This is a genomic window from Pseudomonas sp. CC120222-01a, from assembly GCF_003097235.1.
In the GTDB taxonomy this organism is placed as follows: domain Bacteria; phylum Pseudomonadota; class Gammaproteobacteria; order Pseudomonadales; family Pseudomonadaceae; genus Aquipseudomonas.
Genome location: NZ_QEQQ01000031.1, coordinates 44,915 through 62,335, shown reverse-complemented (window position 1 = coordinate 62,335; position 17,421 = coordinate 44,915). Strand labels below are relative to the sequence as shown.

Sequence of the window (17,421 nt, the reverse complement as noted above, 5' to 3'; positions counted from 1 at the left end):
GGCCCTGTTACAGAGTGATCAGGTTTATCAACGCAAACCGAACAACAACCCGGAGGCTGCTATGAGCCTCTGACCACCCGAGTAATGCCACCGGGGCGCCAAGCGCTCCAACCCCTGCTAGTGAACATTGACCCTAGGTAAGACCGTCGCAGATAGATGCCTCCGCTCCTACAGGCCTAATAGTGGCCTCAATGTAAACGGCACACTGCGAGCTCACCACGATGTTGGCCAGAAGCAAAAAGCTTCCTCGAACAGGCCTGATACATAGATGCAACCGGGTTCCTATGTTCAAAAGCAGCTAGACAGTGTGGGCGAGTCCATACATAGGAGCGGCCTTGTGTCGCGAAAGGGCTGCGCAGCAGCCCCAAAATCTCAGGCAATCGGCCTTTCCTGCTTGACGCCCCACCCTTCGACTTCGCCGCCATAGGGTGAAACGACCTGCTCGAAGGCTTCCTCAAAATCACCAATGCCGCCATAGGTGGCGTACATGACCTTGCTCAGTTCCAGGTGCCACGCGCCATCGTCCAGTTCACGCACCTGAGCATTCAACGATTCGCCACGAAACTGCCCGGCTGCACGTCGCGCGCCGGCTTCATCTGGAAAGACCGCGTAGAACTCGATGGGGTGGATGCGGGTGAAGTCGAAACCGCCAGCTTTCATCTGGCGCAGGACATTACTGCTGATATCGTCGTTCAGGCTGCTCATGAATCGTCCTCCCGAATAATGCGATGGATAGACTTTCCGTGCACTACGCACCTGCCGGCACTGCCGACAGATCGAGCTGATGCAAGACGCGAATTGAATGGGTGCAGGCCCGCAGAAAAGGCCCGCACCTCCCACCAGCGTAGTGCCTGCGCAGGCACCACGCCAACCCTTGATTCAGGGCGCTTCGTGGATGCTGGTGATGATCACGCCGTTCTGCTCCTTGAGCCAGCGTGCCGTAGGGGATGGGGCGCGGTCCTGGAAGTCGTTGAGGTCCAGCTCATCCATGACCGGAAACAGATGCGAACGGATGGCGCGGGCCGCTTCTTCCTCGCTGGGGCACTGTTCACCGTGCAGCAGCAAGGTGGTTGGCTCGCCTTTCTGGTCGGCAAAGATGACTTCCCACTCTTTCATTGAATTGCCCTCTCAATCAAAGAACACCCGGTGTGTGACGCCTGTAAATGCAGACCTTGGGCCTGGGGATTCGTTCCTGCAACAGAAAAGGGCCGCAATGCGGCCCTTTCTGTTTGCTACATGATGCTTATTTCTTTGGCGTACCGTGGACAACACCGGCGGTGTTGTCCAGCAAGCTCTTGGTCGCGGTCTGGATGAAGGCCTCGAGCTGCTGCAGCATCTGCGGCTGCTCAGGGCTTTCGATCAGCTCGGCCTTGAACTCGCTGCCCAGCTGGTAGCGGTACATGCGCGGGCTCATGTCCTTGGACTCGATCAGCAGGTGGTCGCCCTTGACCAGGCCAACGATCTGCTCGCTGCCCGACGGCTTGATCATGCCGATGCCTGGGTCACCTTCAGGCAGGTTGAGCAGGTCTCGGCCCCAGCACTGGTGACGGGTCTCGCCACCCAGGCGGCCCATGATGGTCGGCACGATGTCGACCTGGGTACCCACGGTGTGGTTGACCGCACCGAACTTCTCCTGGATGCCCGGCGCGATCAGCAGCAGCGGCACGTTAAAGCGGCCCAGATCCAGCTCGGTGACCTGCTGCTGGTTGCCGAAGCCGTGGTCGCCGACGATCACGAACAGGGTGTCCTTGAAGTACGGCTCTTTACGCGCCTTCTCGAAGAACTGGCCCAGCGCCCAGTCGGAGTAGCGCATGGCTGTCAGGTGCTCGTCCAGGCGGCCTTGGCCGGTGACCTTCTCGACCGGCAGGTTGGTCGGCAGCGCGTACGGCGTGTGGTTGGACAGGGTCTGCAACAGCGCGTAGATCGGCTTCTTCTGGTCGTGCTTGGCCAGTTCCTCGTTGCCGCGGTCGAACATGTCCTGGTCGGACACGCCCCAGGTCGGGTCGGAGAACACCGGGTTGACGAAGTCGTTACGGCCGATGAACGTGGTCATACCCTGGTTGCCGAAGAACCCGGACTGGTTGTCCCAGGCGAAATCGCCGTTGTAGACATAGACGTCATCGTAGTCACGGGCACTGAGCAGCGCCGGCAGGCCCGACAGCTTGTGGCCACCCTCAGGGGTCTGCATCAGGTATTCGAAGCCTGGCAGGTTGGGGAAGCAGGCCATGGTGGCGAACATGCCCTGGTGGGTATGGGTGCCGTTGGAGAAGAAGCGGTCGAACAGCAGGCCTTCTTTGGCCAGCTTGTCGAAGTACGGGGTGATGTTGTTCGGGCTGCCCAGGGCGCCTACCGAGTGACCGGCGAAGCTTTCCATGAGGATCACCACGACGTTCTTGATCGGCAGGGTGCGGTCAGCCGGCGGCACGAAGTCGCGGCGCACGGCAGCCTCGTCGGCATCGACCAGGGTGTCGTTGGCGGTCAGCAGTTGCTTGCGCACGGTCTCGGTGGCCAGATCCTGTTTCAGTACCGGCTTCCAGATATTGGCGCGGTCTTCGCCGAAGCGGCTCTTGGCAGCGTCGATCAGGGTCAGGGTGCCGTTCAGGCCCAGCTGGTTGACGAAGTTGGAGTCGGTGGTGAAGGCATCACCCCAACGCATCGGCGGGCCCTGGCGCAGGGTGCCACGGGCGGCGACCACTGCCACCAGCAGGATCACCATGAACACCGCCAGGCGGTTGTACCACGGCGCCACGCGCTGTTCGCCGGTACCCCGGGTCAGGCGGTCGATGCCCTTGAACAGCAGGCTCAGCAGCCAGGTGCCGAAGGCCCAGGCCAGCAGGTAGCGAACCACCGGGAAGCCGTACCAGAGCATGCTCAGAACGGTCTTCGGGTCTTCCTTGATGTACTGGAAGACCAGGCCGTTGAGGCGCTGGTGGAATTCGCGGTAGAAGTCCATCTCCATCAGGCCGAGGAACATCACCACGCTCGAGGCGAGGGTCAGCCAGAAGCGGAACAGCCCGCGCCGGGCCATGAGCCAGGGGCTCAACATTGCCAGCAGCAGCGGAATGCTCAGGTACACCACCACCCGCAGGTCGAAGCGCAATCCGTTTAAGAAGCCCTCGGCGACAGTCGAGTAAGGGGTGTCGCCGATCATGTCGCTGTTGTAGACCAGCAGCGCCAGGCGCACCAGGCTGAGCATCAACATGATCACCAGGCCGCTGAGCAGCGTATAGGCCAGGTGCGATTTCAAGGTCGGCGTGAACGCTCGCGCGCCCTGTTGCCTCAAGGCATCCGTGTTAGCCATGAATGGGAAGGTCCTAGGATTGCGGTTTGCGGAGATGGCGTTGGGGCTGGCCCAACGCAAGCATTATGCGGGAGCGGATTCTGTTTAATCCAATGTGAAAATTTTGTCACGTTACTATTGCTGATTTTGTCTGCGACGCGGCTTTCATATCCGCACGTTACCCCGCGGCCCGGCAATCGCCCAGATCACCAGGCCGATCACTGGCAGCAGGGCAATCAGCAGAATCCACAACACCTTGATCCCCACTTCGCTGCTGCTCTTGATCACATTGAGGATTGCCCAGATGTCCAGGGCGAGAATGATCAGGCCGACCAGGCCATTGAAAGTAGAGCCCATTGCCGCGTTCTCCTTGAAAGGCTGTTGCTGAGCATAGTCCTCTATCGGGGCCATAGAAGGGAATCCTTGGCCGGCCGTGCAGGTCACTGCCTAGACTGCAAGCATTCATGAATTCGAGGTTCCTATGCCCCCAGCCCACACTCAAGGTGCCACCCCGCCCTCTTTGCTGAGCGCCTGGCGCCAACAGGTGCACAGCACCCCATGGCTCAGTGCGGGCCTGGGCGTGAGCCTGCTGGCGGTGATCGTGCTGCTGGCGGCCAGCTTCTGGAACGCTATCAACGGCGACCACGCCGACAACCTGCACCTGGCCGCGCTCGGCGGGCTTTCCGGTTTTGCCGCCACCGCCCTGGGCGCGGTGCTGGCGGTGGTGCTGCGCGATGTCAGCACGCGCAGCCAGGATGTGATGCTCGGTTTTGCCGCCGGCATGATGCTCGCGGCCAGTTCGTTCTCGCTGATCCTGCCGGGCCTGGATGCTGCCCGGGCGATCACCGGCAATGGCCCGGCGGCGGCGTTCACCGTGGTGCTGGGCATGGGCCTGGGCGTGCTGCTGATGCTCGGCCTCGACCGCTTCACCCCGCACGAGCATGAAAGCACCGGCCCCTGCGGCCCGGAGGCCGAACGGCTGAGCCGGGTGTGGCTGTTCGTGCTGGCGATCACCCTGCACAACTTGCCCGAGGGCATGGCGATCGGGGTGAGCTTCGCCAATGGCGACATGAATATCGGCCTGCCACTGACCAGCGCCATCGCCATCCAGGACATTCCTGAAGGGCTGGCCGTGGCCCTGGCCTTGCGGGCGACCGGGCTGTCGAACCTGAAAGCTGCGCTGGTGGCGATTGGTTCGGGGCTGATGGAACCCCTGGGCGCGGTGATCGGCCTGGGCATTTCCACCGGGTTTGCCCTGGCCTACCCGATCAGCATGGGGCTGGCGGCGGGGGCGATGATCTTCGTGGTGTCCCATGAGGTGATTCCCGAGACCCACCGTAACGGGCATCAGACGTCGGCGACCCTGGGGTTGATGGGTGGGTTTGCGGTGATGATGTTTCTGGATACCGCGTTGGGGTGAGTTTATGGGTTACCTGTGCTGGCCTCTTCGCGGGCTCGCCCGCTCCCACAGGGATCGCACCCTCCTGTGGGAGCGGGCGAGCCCGCGAAGAGGCAATAGGTGAAATCAGACGTGAACGGCGACCTTCAAGGCTTCCAGCGCCGGCTCCACCTTGATCCCCACTTCTGCCCCCAGCTCCAGCACCCGCGCCAGGTCCTGCTGGCCAACCATCACCATCTGCAACTCGTCATCGAGCAGCTGGCTGAAGTTGAGCAGCACATAACCGCCCGCCTCCTTGTTCAATGCGCCCATCTGCACCTGGATGCGGTTGAGTGCGGTCAGCGGCTCGGTGCGCGCCAGCTGCTTGGGCTTGAGGGTGAACGGCACGCTCTGGTCGAACGAATCGCTGATGTGCTGGAACAGCTCCTGATAGCTGTCGGCCTGGAACACCACGGTGTCTGGCAGGCTGCCGAGCACAACCCATTCGCCCAGCGGGATCGGGAAGCTGTCGTCGTAGTTGATGTCCGGGTTGGCGGCGAGGAAGGCAGCGGGGTCGGCGTAGGCCTGGGCGGCCTCGTCGGCGATGCGCTCGATTTCCTCATCGCGCATGCAGCCGGCGCCAATGAGGCTGATGAATTCGAGCAACTGGTTTTTCATGAAGGGGGCCTGCGACGGGTGAAAAGTCGCCAAGGATAGCCGCAAATGCCCCCGGGCAGTTAGCCGGCCAGCGCTTGCAGACGTGCAGCGGCGTCCACCGCGCCCATGGTCTGCGCCGCCATCAGCGCCGTGGCGCCACGGGCGTCCTGGCGCGCCGGGTCGGCGCCTTGGGCCAACAGGTAGTCGAGGATCTCGCTGCGGTTGAACATCGCCGCCAGCATCAGTGCGGTTCGCCCGTCCTGCGCGGCAGCATCCACCGCGACGCCGCTTTCCAGCAGCAGGCGGATCATTGCCAGGTCCCCCTTGAAGGCCGCACCGGCGATGGGCAACTGGCCGTTGTCGTTGGCGATCAGCGGGTCGGCGCCGTGGGCCAATAGCACCCGCACCGCTTCATGCTGGCCGTGGTAGCTGGCCAGCATCAGCAAGGTATCGCCCTTGTGATTGCGCAGGTTGGCCGGCAGGCCGCTGGCCAGCAGGCGGCCGAGCATCTCGGCGTCGCCCTGGCGGGCACGCTCGAAGACCTGCTCGGCAAAAGCGGCGGTTTCGTCATCGGTCATGGCGGTAGCGGTGGGTTGATCGGACATCGGGAACCTCCTGGCATAAATGATTGCCCAAGTTTTTGTCAGGCATGCCATTGCGGTCAAAGGTTCAGATTCTATGGGGCCGATAGGTAGAGCCGGAGCCGTGCAAAATGCACTGTGCAAAATGCACGACCATGCAGCCTGCACGATGCCGCCTCTGAAAATCCCCCATAAAGCCTTGTATTTACTGGACTTTCCTCGACTTCAGTTTCTGGCACGGTCACTGCAACGATCAACTCACGTCTGCCCACACAACAGTCAGGAGTTGATATGGACCTCATCCAGGAAAAATTCGTCTCGGTGTTCTCCGCCTACCAGGTCGCCACCCAGCCCCGCCCTGACGGTGGCGTGCTGCTGACCCTGCGCGCCGCCGACGGCAAGGTCACCCGCCGCGTGCTGACCTACGGCCAGTTGCACAGTGCCGAACAGTTGTCCTGGGCGATCAGTGCCATTCGCCGTGACCTGGCCGAGCAGGCCAGTGAACTGCCGGTGATTTCCATGCTGCAGAGTCAGCAACGGTTTGCGCTGCCAACATACCGTTGAAGTTTGTCTGTACCGGCCCTATCGCGAGCTTAGCTCGCTCCTACAGGGGTATCGCATTGCCCATAGGGATGGCGGGGTACCTTTGTAGGAGCGAGCGCAGCTCGCGATAGGGCCCGGTCAGACACTAAAGCTCGTCGATCCCGAGAAACGCCCGAGCAGTCGTATCACCGGTAAACCGCGGCTCTACGCCCTGCTCACTGCCAAACAGGCGCAACGCCAGGCAGAACGGATTGTCCCCCAGCTCCACCCAGCGCCGCGTCCCTGCCGGCACCACCAGCTGGTCTCCCTTTTCGCATAGCACCGCATACACGTACTCGCCCAGGCGCAGGCCGAGTTGTGCGCGGCCGGTCACCACGGCGAACACTTCGTCGCTGTCGTGCACATGCTCGTCACGCACATCGACCTGCGTCGGGTCGAGGCCATCACGGTTGAGCAGCGTGAACGCCGCGCAGCCTTGGGCCGTCATCAGCTGGTCGAGGTGCCCGCGACAGGCGTCGAGCACTTCGGCCTGGCTGCTGCCCGGGCGCACGCGCAGCTCCAGCGGGCCATGGCTGAAGCGCACGCCGTGCTCGGCCAGGGTCGCGGCGATGTCGTCGTGGTGGGTCAGCACCTTGTTCGGCAAGTCCGGGCTGGACGGGTGGAAAACACAGAGGATGCTCATCGGCTGCTGGTCCTGGTCGATTTCGAACGAGTGGCAATGATAACGGCTGCCGCCAACGCTGCGGCGCTGGCCATACCAAAGGTGAAGGTCGGCCCCAGCAGTTTCCAGCTGTAGCCCGAATACAAGGCGCCCAATGCACCGCCGGTACCCGACAGCGCCGCATACAGCGCCTGGCCCTGGCCTTGCTGGCGGGCACCGAAACTGGCCTGGACGAAGGCGATGGACGCGGCGTGGAAGCAACCGAAGGTGGCCGCGTGCAGCAACTGGGCGAAGATCAGCACGGCCGGCTCATCCGCCAGGTTGCCCAGCAACAGCCAGCGCAGCGCCGCCAGCAGGAAGCTGACCAGCAGCACCCGCTGCACGCTGAAGCGGGCAAACAGGCGGCTCATGACCATGAACATCAGCACCTCGGCCACTACCCCCAGCGCCCACAGCAAGCCAATGGCACCGCGGCTGTAGCCCAGGTGTTCGAGGTGCAGGGTGAGGAAGGTGTAGTACGGGCCGTGGCTGAGCTGCATTAACGCCACACAGATATAGAAGGCGATCACCCCCGGCGCCGTCAGCTGGCGCAGGAAACCGCCCGCCGCCGGGCGCTCGCCCTGCTCCACCGGCTGGGCGTTGGGCACCCACAAGCTGGCGGCGACGATGCCGGCCATGATGGTCACCAGGGCCACCGGGTAGATGTCCAGGCTCAGCCATTCGAACAGCCGGCCCAGGCCGACCACGGTGAGGATGAAGCCGATCGAGCCCCACAGGCGCACCTGGCTGTAGCGCGAGGTCTGCCCATGCAGGTGGGCCAGGGTGATGACTTCGAACTGCGGCAGCACCGCGTGCCAGAAGAACGCATGCAGCGCCATGACCAGCGCCAGCCAGGCGTAGCTCTTGCCGAAGAAGATCAGCGAGAAGGTGGCCAGGGTCGACAAGGCGCCCAGGCGCACGATCAGCAGGCGCTGGCCACTGCGGTCACCGAGCCAGCCCCACAGGTTGGGGGCGATGCAGCGCATCAGCATGGGGATGGCCACCAGTTCGCCGATGCGTGCAGGGGAGAAACCCAGGTGGTCGAAGTACAGGGCCAGGAACGGCGCGGTGGAGCCCAGCAGGGCGAAGTAGAACAGGTAGAAGCTGGACAGGCGCCAGTAGGGAATCGCAGGCATGGAATAAGCCTTGTGGGACCTGTGCCGACCTCTTCGCGGGTAAACCCGCTCCCACAGAGCTCCCGCTCCCCTCAGGTTCAGTGATATCCCTGTGGGAGCGGGTTTACCCGCGAAGAGGCCGGCACTGGCGAATCAGAGCTGGCCCAGCACCGGGGTGTTGACCTTCACATCGGCATTCTGCGCACGGTGACGCAGCAGGTGGTCCATCAGCACGATGGCCATCATCGCTTCGGCAATCGGCGTGGCGCGGATACCGACGCACGGGTCGTGGCGGCCCTTGGTAATGACGTCGACCGGGTTGCCATCGACGTCGATCGAACGGCCTGGGGTGGTGATGCTGGAGGTCGGCTTCAGCGCCAGGTGGGCAACGATCGGCTGGCCTGAGCTGATACCACCGAGGATGCCGCCGGCATTGTTGCTGAGGAAGCCTTCCGGGGTCAGTTCGTCACGGTGCTCGGTGCCACGCTGGGCAACACTGGCGAAACCGGCGCCGATTTCCACGCCCTTGACCGCGTTGATACTCATCAGCGCGTGGGCCAGCTCGGCGTCGAGGCGATCGAAGATCGGCTCGCCCAGGCCTGGCATCACGCCTTCGGCCACCACGGTGATCTTCGCCCCGACCGAATCCTGGTCACGACGCAGCTGGTCCATGTAGGCCTCGAGTTCCGGCACCTTGCTCGGGTCGGGGCTGAAGAAGGCGTTTTCTTCCACCGAGTCCCAGCTCTTGAACGGGATTTCGATCGGGCCCAGCTGGCTCATGTAGCCGCGCACCTGAATGCCCTGGGTGGCCAGGTACTTCTTGGCGATGGCACCGGCGGCCACGCGCATGGCGGTTTCCCGCGCCGAGCTGCGGCCACCGCCACGGTAGTCGCGGATGCCGTACTTGTGATGGTAGGTGTAGTCGGCGTGGGCCGGGCGGAACAGGTCCTTGATCGCCGAGTAGTCCTTGGACTTCTGGTCGGTGTTGCGGATCAGCAGGCCGATCGAGCAGCCGGTGGTGCGGCCTTCGAACACGCCGGAAAGGATCTCCACTTCGTCGGCTTCCTGGCGCTGGGTGGTGTGCCGGCTGGTGCCAGGCTTGCGCCGGTCGAGGTCGTGCTGCAGGTCGGCGAGGGAGATTTCCAGGCCAGGTGGGCAACCATCGACAATGGCGACCAACGCCGGGCCATGGCTTTCGCCAGCGGTGGTGACAGTGAACAGCTTGCCGTAGGTATTGCCGGACATGGACGCTCCGCGAAATCTGCCTGAGATGAACGAAAGCGGGCAGTATACAGATGGAATGGCAATCTGTGCGCTGCCTGGGCCTTGCCTGCGAACCTTCCCGCAAACATTGGGTCAAACCGTCATCTCCCCACTGTAGTACCGCATGATGTCGCGCCTCGTCGCCTTCTTCCTCCTGCTGTGCACGGGCCTGGCCCAGGCCGCTGCCCCTACCGTGCTGCAACGCCCCATCGACCTGGACACGGGCCAAGGTGTGCTGCACGGCAGCCTGCTGCTGCCACAACAGGCCACGCCACCGCCGGTGGTGCTGATCATCGCCGGCTCCGGCCCCACCGACCGCGACGGCAACAACCCGGCCTCGGGGCGCGTCGACAACCTCAAGCGCCTGGCCCTGGTACTGGCCAACGAACACATCGCCAGCGTGCGCTACGACAAGCGCGGGGTGGCGGCCAGCCAGCCGGCCACGCCCGATGAACGCGACCTCAGCGTGCAGCGCTACGTCGACGACGTGGTGGCCTGGAGCCGCAAGCTCAAGGCCGACCCACGCTTCGGCCCGCTGATTCTGGTCGGCCACAGCGAAGGGGCGCTGATCGCCAGCCTGGCCGCCGAGCGTGCCGGCGCCAGCGCGGTGATCACCCTGGCCGGCATGGGCCGGCCATTGGCGGACGTGCTGCGCGAGCAGCTGGCCCAGCGCATGTCACCGGCGCAACTGGCCGGTGGCAGCGCCCTGCTCGACCGCCTGCAGGCCGGGCAGACCAGCCTGGACGTGCCGGCACCGCTGCGCCAGGTGTTCCGCCCCAGCGTACAGCCCTATCTGATCACCTTGCTCCAGCAGGACCCGGCGCAGGCCTTCGCCCGCTTGCCGATGCCTGCGCTGATCGTGCAAGGCCGCAATGATGTGCAGGTCGACGTGGCCGATGCCGAACGCCTCAAGGCAGCCAAGCCGGATGCCCAGCTGGTGCTGATCGACGGCATGAACCACATGCTGCGCATCAGCCCCAAGGACATGCACCTGCAGCGTGACAGCTACCTCAACCCGGAATTGCCTCTGGCACGTGAGCTCGGCGAGCGGGTGGTCAGCTTCATTCACCAGTTGCCTTCGGCATGACCCTCAAACATCGGTAAAACCTGCCGATAACGCGGTATCGGTGCTGATTGGGGCCGCTTTGCAGCCCCCATCAGCGCCCGCCCGTATCTGAGGAAATGCCTTGATGACCGATGCCCCCGCCGCCGTCGAACCGGCCGAAGAGCCGCACGCCCCGGAACCTGCCGCCCTGCCCTGGGCCGACCTTGTCGTCGAACACTTCCAGTTGCTGCGCCTGGCGCCCTTGCCCACCGACCGCAACAGCGGTGCACGGCCATTGCGCTTCGTCGAGTTCGCCTACGCCGAGCGCCATGACAAGGCCCACAGCCTGCTGCGCATGGAAATCCGCCTGCCTGGGCAGAAAGTGCGCAAGGAGCAGAACCAGCTGGATGTGCGGGTGGATCACACCGAACGCCTGGTGACCCTCGGCAGCGACAGCGGCCTGCAACTGGAGCCGCTGAACCGTGGCCTCGGCCGCTTCATGCTGGGCCAGGCCGTGCAGTGGCTGCAGCGTCGCTGGTCGAACTACCGGGTCGAAGGCATGGCGCTGCCGAACAAAGATGCGCTGAACGAAGATACCCGCCTGCGCCGCGACCGCTTCATCACCGCCTGCGGCATGGAAGTGGAATACGCCGACCCGCAGCACCTAAAGGGGCGCACGCTCGACACAACGGTGAGCCAGCTCAAGGGCGGCTGGAATACCGAGAAAGTGCAGCAATTGGGCATTCTCGATGCGGCGGGGATGTTGCAACAGGCCGAGCAGCAGTTGCTGGAGAAAGAGGGGCAATTGCGCGAGCGGGATGAGCGGGTAGCCAAGTACCGGCGTGAGGATAGCGGGTTGCGCTTTACCATCACCTGCCTGGTGGCGTTTGCCGTGTTCCAGGCGGGTTTGTTGATCTGGATCGCTACCCGGTAGACAACTGGGGCCGCGTTGCAGCCCCGGCAATCCAGCGTCAGACGCGAGCCTTGAACAGCTCCTGGTGCTGACGGCACTGCTCGGCGGTCAGCATGAACACGCCATGCCCGCCACGCTCGAACTCCAGCCAGGCGAAGTCCACTTCCGGGTAGAGCGCCTCGACATGCACCTGGCTGTTGCCAACCTCAACGATCAGCAAGCCTTTCTCGGTCAGGTGGTCGCCCGCCTCGGCCAGCATCCGCCGCACCAGGTCCAGGCCATCGTTGCCGCAGGCCAGGCCCATTTCCGGCTCGTGGTGATACTCGGCCGGCATGTCGCCGAAGTCCTCGGCGTCGACGTACGGCGGGTTGGACAGAATCAGGTCGAAACGCTGCCCCGGCAAGCCACCAAAGCCGTCACCCTGCACGGTGAACACGCGCTCATCGAGGCCATGGCGCTCGATGTTCTGGTTAGCCACTTCCAGCGCGTCGAACGACAGGTCGGCCAGCACCACTTCAGCCTCGGGGAACACTTCGGCCGCCACGATACCGATGCAGCCGGAGCCGGTGCACAGGTCGAGGATGCGTGCCGGCTCCTGTGCCAGCCACGGTTCGAAGCGTTTTTCGATCAGCTCGCCGATCGGTGAACGGGGCACCAGCACGCGCTCGTCGACAATGAACGACATGCCGCAGAACCAGGCTTCGCCCAGCAGGTAGGCGGTCGGCACGCGGTCTTCGATGCGGCGCTTGAGCAGGTGCTGCAGGCGTACCCGCTCGTCGTCCTCTAGTTGGCAGTCCAGATAACTGTCGGCGATTTCCCATGGCAGGTGCACGGCGCCCAGCACCAGCAGGCGGGCTTCGTCCCAGGCATTGTCGGCGCCGTGGCCGAAGAACAGCTCGTGCTCATGGAAGCGGCTGACCGCCCAGCGGATATGGTCGCGCAACGTGCGCAGACGAGATGTGATCACGGGGTACTCCTAATTCAGACCGTACAAAAGTCTAACAGCCCCACCCGCACATTTGTTCTGCGCAATGCCCCGACGGCAGGCCACAGGCCAGTAACCACGCCGTTTGCGATGTCAACCATTCCCATTGGCGCCAAGGCAAGGGAGAATAGGTATACAAAAGCCCTACCGAAGGAGCCCTAGATGTCCGTTCCAACCACGATGTTCCGCCTCACTGGCCGCGACTACCCGCCGGCCAAGCTGAGCCAAGCCAGCCTGATCATCATCGATGCGCAGAAGGAATACCTGAGTGGTCCTCTGCAACTGTCGGGCATGGACGAGGCCGTGGCCAACATCGCCCGGTTGCTCGACGCCGCCCGTAAGGCCGGCCGTCCGATCATCCACGTTCGCCACCTCGGTACCGTTGGCGGGCGCTTCGACCCGCAGGGCCCGGCCGGCCAGTTCATCCCGGGCCTGGAGCCGCGCGAAGGTGAAATCGTCATCGAAAAGCGCATGCCCAACGCCTTCAAGAACACCAAGCTGCACGACACCCTGCAGGAGCTGGGGCACCTGGACCTGATCGTGTGCGGCTTCATGAGCCACTCCAGCGTCAGCACCACCGTGCGCCGCGCCAAGGACTATGGTTATCGTTGCACCCTGGTGGAAGACGCCTCGGCAACCCGCGACCTGGCGCTCAAGGATCAGGTGATCCCCGCCGCCCAGATCCACGCGTGCGAAATGGCCGTGATGGCCGATAACTTCGCCTGTGTCGCCCCTACCGCCAGCCTGATCTGAGCTGACGCTGCGATGACCGCCCGGCAGCCGGGCGGAACCCCAGGGCCGGGCCCAGGTCGAATTCCGGATGTCCACAGAGGAAACTGGAATGAAGCTCAAAGGCAGTTTCGACGCCAAGCGTCTGCGCCCGCGTGAACCGCGTAACTGGGGTGCACGTATTGCCGCCGGCCTGTCGGCCCTGATCGCCACGCTTGGCGTATTGCTGGCCATGGCCGGCATCGCCGGGCTGCTCGGCAATTACACCGCCCTGGCTGAACTCAATGCCAACCGCCCGCTGGCCAGCATCCTGGCCGTGGTTGGGCTGTTGCTGCTGTACCTTGGCGTGCGCTTCTGGCGACGCAGCCGTATTCGCCTGCGCCGCGGGCGCGAGCTGAACCTGTCGCCACACCTGATGAAAAAGCATGATTAGTGGTTTGTGCCCCGCGAAGAGGCCGGTACTGACGACACTGGGTTGATCGCGTAAACTACGCCGCCCACGTGGAGGCACCATGCAAGACGACGATTTTTCCCTGTTCAGCGCTGAAGTGCGCGGCGTCAAGCCGATCAAGCACGACCGCGCCGACGTGGGCAAGCCGAAAACCGACCGCAAGCAGCTGGCCGGCCTGCGCCAGGCGGCGACCATTCGCAGCGACCAGGCCCTGGTGATCGATGGCCTGTCCGATCAGTTCGTCATCGACGTTGGTGCCGAAGACGAGCTGATGTGGCGCCGCGACGGCGTGCAGGAAGGCCAGATCCGCAAGCTCAAGCTCGGCCAGATCGCCTTCGAGGGCAGCCTCGACCTGCACGGCATGAGCGTGGAAAAGGCCCGTGAAACCCTGTGGGCCTTTATCGCCGAAGCCACTCAGCTGGAAGTCCGCTGCGTACGGGTGACCCACGGCAAGGCCGCACGCCTGGATGGCAAGCGCCCGATGATCAAGAGCCACGTCAACACCTGGCTGCGCCAGCACCCGCAAGTGCTCGGCTTCACCTCGTGCCAGGCCCGCCATGGCGGCACTGGCGCGGTGTATGTGATGCTCAAGCGAACCATGATGGAAGGCCGCGACGAGTAACGCCGCGCTTGCAGCGCCGCCCGCGCCGCCGTACCCTTCCCTTTTGCGATTTTTACCCACAGGTAGATACATGTCCCTGGAACAGAACTACACCGAGATCCTCAGCCAACTTGGCGAGGACGTCTCCCGTGAGGGCCTGCTCGACACGCCCAAGCGGGCTGCAAAGGCCATGAAGTACCTTTGCCGCGGTTATGAGCAGACGCTGGAAGAAGTCACCAACGGCGCGCTGTTCACCTCCGACAACAGCGAGATGGTGCTGGTCCGGGACATCGAGCTGTATTCGATGTGCGAACACCACATGCTGCCTTTCATCGGCAAGGCCCACGTCGCCTACCTGCCCAAGGGCAAGGTCCTGGGCCTGTCGAAGGTCGCGCGCATCGTCGATATGTTCGCCCGCCGCCTGCAGATCCAGGAAAACCTCAGCCGCCAGATCGCCGAGGCCGTGCAGCAGGTAACTGGCGCCGCTGGCGTGGCAGTGGTCATCGAAGCCAAGCACATGTGCATGATGATGCGTGGCGTGGAAAAGCAGAATTCGACCATGCTCACCTCGGTGATGCTGGGCGAGTTCCGTGAAAACGCCTCGACTCGCAGCGAGTTCCTCAGCCTGATCAAGTGATCGGCGCATGACCCGAGCCGGCCCCCAGGGGTCGGCTTTTTCATTTCAGGAGTAGCCCATGATCGTCAAAGCCCTGCGGGTCGGCCTCGGCCAGCTCATCGTGTTCGGCGACTGGATCAGCCGCCCGGCCAAGCAGAAGCGTGATGCGGCGGCCCAGGCGCGTGTCGAGCAAGAGGCCAAGGGCCTCGCGCTGTACCAGTTCCATGCCTGCCCGTTCTGCGTGAAGACCCGCCGTACCCTGCACCGCCTGAACGTGCCGGTGGCGTTGCGTGACGCCAAAAACGACGACGTACATCGCCAGGCGCTGCTCGAAGGTGGCGGTCGGGTGAAAGTGCCGTGCATGCGCATCGAAGAAGCGGGCAAGGTGACCTGGATGTATGAGTCCAAGGCCATCATTGCCTATCTGGACAAGCGCTTCGCGTAAGCCCTGCGCGGCTCTTGTGGGAGCGGCCTTGTGTCGCGAAAGGGCTGCGCAGCAGCCCCAGGGTATTTGCACTTACGCTGATATTACTGGGGCCGCTTTGCGGCCCTTTCGCGACACAAGGCCGCTCCCACAAAAAGCAGTCCCAGTGTTTAATCGACCATCGGCACATGCCGAGGATGGCTGGCCACCCGCTCCAGCCAGGCGCGCACTGCCGGGTAATCGGCCAGGTCGAACCCGCCCTGATGCGCCACATGGGTGTAGGCATACAACGCAACATCGGCGATCGAGTACTGGTCACCGACCAGATACGGCGTCATCTGCAACTGCCGCTCCATTACCTTCAACGCCTTGTAACCGCCCTTGTGCAGTTTGCGGTATTCCTCCACGCGCTCGTCCGGCAGGCCCAGGTAGAACTGGATGAACCGCGCCACGGCAATATACGGCTCATGGCTGTACTGCTCGAAGAACTGCCACTGCAACACTTGGGTACGCAAACGCGGCTCGCTGGGCAGGAATTCGCTGCCGTCGGCCAGGTAGTTGAGGATCGCGTTCGATTCCCACAGGCAGGTACCGTCGTCGAGCTTGAGCACCGGCACCTTGCCGTTGGGGTTCATGGCCAGGAACTCTGGCGTTTCGGTCTCGCCCTTGAGGATATCCACCGACTGCCATTCGTACGGGCGGTCGAGCAGGCTGAGCATCAGCTTGACCTTGTAGCAGTTGCCCGACTGATAATCACCATACACCTTGAACATCGCCCGTCCCCTCCCATGCAGTTGCGAAAACTTGCCCAATAGTTGGCGACTGTACGGCTAAAAGCAATGCCTGCTGTATGGCAAGGATCAATCCGCCCCGCGTTAGTCTGAAAAAACTGCTTACACATGGACAAGGACCCAACCCAATGACCGATGCCACCTCCGCACGCCTGCGGCCCCTGGCAGACACCTCCCCGTCGGCGGTGGTCGCCGGCTTCATCGCCATGCTCACCGGCTACACCAGTTCGCTGGTGCTGATGTTCCAGGCCGGCCAGGCAGCCGGCCTTACGAACGCGCAGATATCGTCATGGATCTGGGCGCTGTCGATCGGCATGGCGGCGTGCAGCATCGGCCTGTCGCTGCGCTACCGCACCCCGATCACCGTGGCCTGGTCGACCCCCGGCGCGGCGCTGCTGATTACCAGCCTGGGCGGGGTCAGCTACGGCGAAGCCATCGGTGCCTACATCACCTGTGCGCTGCTGGTGCTGATCTGCGGCCTGACCGGCAGCTTCGAGCGCCTGGTCAAGCGCATCCCGGCCTCGCTGGCCTCGGCCTTGCTGGCCGGCATCCTGTTCAAGATCGGCAGCGAGATCTTCGTTGCCGCCCAGCACCGCACCCTGCTGGTTCTGGGTATGTTCTTCAGCTACCTGCTGGTCAAGCGCCTGTCGCCGCGCTACTGCGTGCTGGCCGCCTTGCTGGTGGGTACGGCGTTGTCCGGCGCCCTCGGCCTGCTGGACTTCAGCGGCTTCAAGCTGGAGGTGGCCACCCCGGTGTGGACCACGCCGAGTTTCTCGCTGGCCGCGACCATCAGCATCGGCATTCCGCTGTTCGTGGTGGCGATGACCTCGCAGAACATGCCTGGCGTGGCGGTGCTGCGCGCCGACGGCTACCAGGTGCCCGCCTCGCCGCTGATTTCAACGACGGGTCTGGCTTCGCTGCTGCTGGCACCGTTCGGCTCACACGGGGTCAACCTGGCGGCGATCAGTGCGGCGATCTGCACCGGGCCACACGCCCATGAAGACCCGAGCAAGCGCTATACCGCAGCGGTGTGGTGCGGGATTTTCTATGGCATTGCCGGTACCTTCGGCGCCACCCTGGCGGCCTTGTTCGCGGCGCTGCCGAAGGAGCTGGTGCTGTCGATTGCGGCGTTGGCGCTGTTCGGTTCGATCATGAACGGGTTGACCGTGGCCATGAGCGAGGCCAGGGAGCGCGAGGCGGCGCTGATCACCTTCATGGTGACGGCGTCGGGGTTGACGCTGTTCTCGATCGGCTCGGCGTTCTGGGGGATTGTGGCGGGGGTGTTGACCTTGCTGATCCTCAACCCACGTAAGGCCTGAAGATACTTATCGCCTGTACCGGCCTCTTCG

The 17,421-nt window shown here is 63.7% G+C and carries 21 protein-coding genes; 10 read left to right on the top strand and 11 right to left on the bottom strand.

What is annotated here, in order from left to right:
* Window positions 1-372: 372 nt before the first annotated feature.
* The 4 genes from N430_RS26705 to N430_RS26690 all read right to left on the bottom strand — a co-directional run bounded on the left by N430_RS26705 (window position 373) and on the right by N430_RS26690 (window position 3,637).
* The gene (locus tag N430_RS26705) at window positions 373-705 is read right to left on the bottom strand and encodes a ribonuclease E inhibitor RraB (RefSeq protein ID WP_110639695.1); all 333 of its coding nucleotides are present in this window, start codon (window positions 703-705) and stop codon (window positions 373-375) included.
* A 174-nt stretch (window positions 706-879) separates the two neighbouring features.
* Complete coding sequence (locus N430_RS26700) at window positions 880-1,116, bottom strand: hypothetical protein (protein WP_027919510.1); 237 nt, start codon at window positions 1,114-1,116, stop codon at window positions 880-882.
* 127 nt (window positions 1,117-1,243) lie between these two features.
* On the bottom strand, window positions 1,244-3,301 hold the full coding sequence (locus tag N430_RS26695; RefSeq protein WP_110639696.1) for an LTA synthase family protein: 2,058 nt from the start codon (window positions 3,299-3,301) through the stop codon (window positions 1,244-1,246).
* A gap of 144 nt (window positions 3,302-3,445) precedes the next feature.
* Window positions 3,446-3,637, bottom strand: a complete 192-nt coding sequence (locus N430_RS26690; protein WP_110639697.1) for a PLDc N-terminal domain-containing protein — start codon at window positions 3,635-3,637, stop codon at window positions 3,446-3,448.
* A 124-nt stretch (window positions 3,638-3,761) separates the two neighbouring features.
* Between N430_RS26690 and N430_RS26685 the strand changes: the two genes are divergently transcribed.
* The gene (locus N430_RS26685; RefSeq protein ID WP_110639698.1) at window positions 3,762-4,700 is read left to right on the top strand and encodes a ZIP family metal transporter; all 939 of its coding nucleotides are present in this window, start codon (window positions 3,762-3,764) and stop codon (window positions 4,698-4,700) included.
* Between the two features lie 105 nt (window positions 4,701-4,805).
* Here the strand turns inward: N430_RS26685 and N430_RS26680 are convergent, their stop codons facing one another.
* Complete coding sequence (locus N430_RS26680; protein ID WP_110639699.1) at window positions 4,806-5,336, bottom strand: hypothetical protein; 531 nt, start codon at window positions 5,334-5,336, stop codon at window positions 4,806-4,808.
* Window positions 5,337-5,395: 59 nt separating this feature from the next.
* Window positions 5,396-5,920 carry an ankyrin repeat domain-containing protein gene (locus N430_RS26675; protein ID WP_110639700.1) on the bottom strand — a complete coding sequence of 175 codons (525 nt, stop codon included), beginning with the start codon at window positions 5,918-5,920 and terminating at the stop codon, window positions 5,396-5,398.
* A 267-nt stretch (window positions 5,921-6,187) separates the two neighbouring features.
* Here N430_RS26675 and N430_RS26665 point away from each other — a divergent pair, with 267 nt between their 5' ends.
* Complete coding sequence (locus N430_RS26665; RefSeq protein WP_027596016.1) at window positions 6,188-6,460, top strand: DUF3509 domain-containing protein; 273 nt, start codon at window positions 6,188-6,190, stop codon at window positions 6,458-6,460.
* 124 nt (window positions 6,461-6,584) lie between these two features.
* On the opposite strand, the gene N430_RS26660 is transcribed toward N430_RS26665, so the two are convergent.
* The 3 genes from N430_RS26660 to aroC all read right to left on the bottom strand — a co-directional run bounded on the left by N430_RS26660 (window position 6,585) and on the right by aroC (window position 9,499).
* Window positions 6,585-7,121, bottom strand: a complete 537-nt coding sequence (locus N430_RS26660; RefSeq protein WP_110639701.1) for an oxidase — start codon at window positions 7,119-7,121, stop codon at window positions 6,585-6,587.
* Window positions 7,118-8,275: an MFS transporter gene (locus N430_RS26655; protein ID WP_110639702.1), complete on the bottom strand. Its 1,158-nt coding sequence runs from the start codon at window positions 8,273-8,275 to the stop codon at window positions 7,118-7,120. Before N430_RS26655 ends, N430_RS26660 begins: the two co-directional genes overlap by 4 nt.
* Window positions 8,276-8,407: 132 nt before the next feature.
* Entirely contained in the window at window positions 8,408-9,499 is a 1,092-nt protein-coding gene (gene aroC, locus N430_RS26650) for a chorismate synthase (protein ID WP_110639703.1), read from the bottom strand.
* Between the two features lie 142 nt (window positions 9,500-9,641).
* On the opposite strand from aroC, the gene N430_RS26645 reads away from it, so the two are divergent.
* Together N430_RS26645 and N430_RS26640 are read left to right on the top strand one after the other, a co-directional pair.
* A complete protein-coding gene (locus N430_RS26645) occupies window positions 9,642-10,604 on the top strand; it encodes an alpha/beta hydrolase (RefSeq protein ID WP_085675476.1) in 963 nt (320 codons plus the stop codon).
* Window positions 10,605-10,707: 103 nt separating this feature from the next.
* A complete protein-coding gene (locus N430_RS26640; protein WP_110639704.1) occupies window positions 10,708-11,496 on the top strand; it encodes a hypothetical protein in 789 nt (262 codons plus the stop codon).
* A 37-nt stretch (window positions 11,497-11,533) separates the two neighbouring features.
* On the opposite strand, the gene prmB is transcribed toward N430_RS26640, so the two are convergent.
* Window positions 11,534-12,442, bottom strand: coding sequence for a 50S ribosomal protein L3 N(5)-glutamine methyltransferase (gene prmB / locus N430_RS26635; RefSeq protein WP_110639705.1), 909 nt, complete (start codon window positions 12,440-12,442; stop codon window positions 11,534-11,536).
* Window positions 12,443-12,622: 180 nt separating this feature from the next.
* Between prmB and N430_RS26630 the strand changes: the two genes are divergently transcribed.
* From N430_RS26630 to N430_RS26610, 5 genes are all read left to right on the top strand, one after another.
* Window positions 12,623-13,213, top strand: coding sequence for a cysteine hydrolase family protein (locus N430_RS26630; protein WP_054883673.1), 591 nt, complete (start codon window positions 12,623-12,625; stop codon window positions 13,211-13,213).
* An 88-nt stretch (window positions 13,214-13,301) separates the two neighbouring features.
* Window positions 13,302-13,622: a hypothetical protein gene (locus N430_RS26625; RefSeq protein ID WP_110639706.1), complete on the top strand. Its 321-nt coding sequence runs from the start codon at window positions 13,302-13,304 to the stop codon at window positions 13,620-13,622.
* Window positions 13,623-13,701: 79 nt separating this feature from the next.
* A complete protein-coding gene (locus N430_RS26620; protein ID WP_110639707.1) occupies window positions 13,702-14,262 on the top strand; it encodes a Smr/MutS family protein in 561 nt (186 codons plus the stop codon).
* 70 nt (window positions 14,263-14,332) lie between these two features.
* Entirely contained in the window at window positions 14,333-14,878 is a 546-nt protein-coding gene (gene folE, locus N430_RS26615) for a GTP cyclohydrolase I FolE (protein ID WP_103449647.1), read from the top strand.
* A gap of 58 nt (window positions 14,879-14,936) precedes the next feature.
* Complete coding sequence (locus N430_RS26610) at window positions 14,937-15,302, top strand: glutathione S-transferase N-terminal domain-containing protein (protein WP_110639708.1); 366 nt, start codon at window positions 14,937-14,939, stop codon at window positions 15,300-15,302.
* Between the two features lie 149 nt (window positions 15,303-15,451).
* On the opposite strand, the gene N430_RS26605 is transcribed toward N430_RS26610, so the two are convergent.
* Window positions 15,452-16,054 carry a glutathione S-transferase family protein gene (locus N430_RS26605; protein ID WP_110639709.1) on the bottom strand — a complete coding sequence of 201 codons (603 nt, stop codon included), beginning with the start codon at window positions 16,052-16,054 and terminating at the stop codon, window positions 15,452-15,454.
* Between the two features lie 146 nt (window positions 16,055-16,200).
* Here N430_RS26605 and N430_RS26600 point away from each other — a divergent pair, with 146 nt between their 5' ends.
* Window positions 16,201-17,391 carry a benzoate/H(+) symporter BenE family transporter gene (locus N430_RS26600; RefSeq protein WP_110639710.1) on the top strand — a complete coding sequence of 397 codons (1,191 nt, stop codon included), beginning with the start codon at window positions 16,201-16,203 and terminating at the stop codon, window positions 17,389-17,391.
* Window positions 17,392-17,421 lie beyond the last annotated feature (30 nt).